General features: G+C 31.6%; 2 protein-coding genes. Both read left to right on the forward strand.

Annotation, left to right across the window (positions count from 1 at the left end):
• Positions 1 to 536 precede the first annotated feature (536 nt).
• Positions 537 to 923 carry a response regulator gene (locus E1140_RS00285; protein WP_155177961.1) on the forward strand — a complete coding sequence of 129 codons (387 nt, stop codon included), beginning with the start codon at positions 537 to 539 and terminating at the stop codon, positions 921 to 923.
• 3 nt (positions 924 to 926) lie between these two features.
• Positions 927 to 1,284 (forward strand): hypothetical protein (locus E1140_RS00290; protein ID WP_155177962.1); only part of this gene is annotated, 358 nt, incomplete at its 3' end.

A 1,284-nucleotide genomic window follows, 5' to 3' on the forward strand; every position in this document is an offset into this window, starting at 1 on the left:
ATATCATATTCTGCTCGTTATGCTCGTCAAACAAATGGAGTTTAAAGAAAATTAGATGTATGAATAAATAATTAACATTTGTAAAAATTCCTAATTTTCACCCCTACTTTCACCCAATTTCACTTCATTTCTATTGACTTTTGAACTATACCAAGAAAACTAATTCTGATAGCATCAACGACAAACTTCTGAAGTTTGATTAAGCCTATGTAAAATTTAGGCTTTCACGTGCCATATTCTGCAATTTTAGAAATCGAAGTACAAACATTGATTTTAATTGAAAAACTTACATCGCAATGTAATTTAAAAGTGATAATCAAATTCTTCCTTTCACTAATTTTTTTATTTAAATATTTATATTTAATATTGACTATTGACATTAAAAAATAATAGCTAATAAGCTTGTAATTAACCCAAAACATGTCTTATATTCGTGTTCTGGTTTTATTAATTTTGTTGTCTATAGATGGTTTTGAACCTACCGAGTGTTTTAAATCCTCTATTTAATTTTGTTGGTATAATATAAAGTTTCTTACATGAAACCCATTATTCTAGTCATAGAGGACGATGAGCCATTAGGTTGGCTAATCGAAAAGGTCCTTAATAATGACTTCAACGTAACTATAAAAAGAGAAGGCGTAACTGCAATGGAGTGGTTACTTGAAGGCAACATTCCAGAACTTATTTTATGTGATTTTGTCCTACCCAAAATTTCAGGGTTGGATTTTTTACAAAATCTAACAAAGAGCGGTGTATTTAAAGAAATACCTGTGATTATGTACACGAGTCATGTAGATGAGCAATTAAAACAAAATTGTTTCGAAGCAGGTGCTCTAGAGGTAATTGAAAAGCCTTTTGATCCTCCTAAATTGATAAAAACTATCAATGAGATAATAAAGGCTGAAAATAACGTAAAATATTAGAGGATGAAGGATACAATAACATTGAATCAACTTTCTAACAGATCCGAAAACGGCAAGAATCAGAAGTACGACAAAAGTCTATTAATTGTCTCGCCACTGACTAACTTGGATGGTTTAACCAAATTCTTTCCTTATTCAAAGATTGTGAAATCACATAAGGCTCTGGTTGACTTGGTTCATGTTGCTTGCAGTAATCAGCCTGACGCTGTGGTGTATTATGTCAATGTTGTAAATGAGCAATCACTTGGCCGTTTCAGATTTGCAAAGGAAATCTTAAAGAAGTGTAAAGTACCTTTACTTGCTGTTGGACCAACATTCAGTGATAAAGATAAAAAGAAGCTGCTCAAAAATGGAGCTGATG

Origin of the sequence: Fulvivirga lutimaris, from assembly GCF_009711525.1 — a bacterium.
GTDB lineage: Bacteria > Bacteroidota > Bacteroidia > Cytophagales > Cyclobacteriaceae > Fulvivirga > Fulvivirga lutimaris.

Coding starts and splice junctions, on each gene's coding strand:
- E1140_RS00285 (WP_155177961.1), top strand. CDS start 537: ATGAAACCCATTATTCTAGTCATAGAGGACGATGAGCCATTAGGTTGG.